Origin of the sequence: Streptococcus sp. HMSC073A12, assembly GCF_001812815.1 — a bacterium.
Taxonomy (GTDB): Bacteria; Bacillota; Bacilli; order Lactobacillales; family Streptococcaceae; genus Streptococcus; species Streptococcus vaginalis.
Map to the genome: position 1 here is coordinate 1 of NZ_KV810524.1, position 327 is coordinate 327.

General features: G+C 38.2%; 1 pseudogene. It reads right to left on the reverse strand.

The annotated features are described in order from the left end of the window. Window positions 1-327, reverse strand: a pseudogene (locus tag HMPREF2876_RS00225) (ISL3 family transposase); the annotation flags it as partial.

The window sequence follows — 327 nt, forward strand, 5'->3', positions numbered from 1 at the left end:
TTTTAAAGACAGTCTGAAAAAGAGGATGAACCAGCTTAAGATTGTCCTCAATGAGTCCGAAAAATTTGTCAGGCTCCTTGTTCTGAAAGTGAAAAAGCAAGAGCTGATAGATATTATAGTGGTGTCTCAAGTCTTCTGAATAGCTCAAAAGCTTGTCTAGAATCTCTTTGTTGGTTAGATGCATACGAAAAGTAGGGCGATAAAATCGCTTATCGCTCAGTTTACGACTATTCTGCTGTATAAGCTTCCAGTAGCGTTTGATGGTCTTGTATTCATGGGATTTTCGATCGAATTGATTCATGATTTGAACACGAATACGGCTCATAG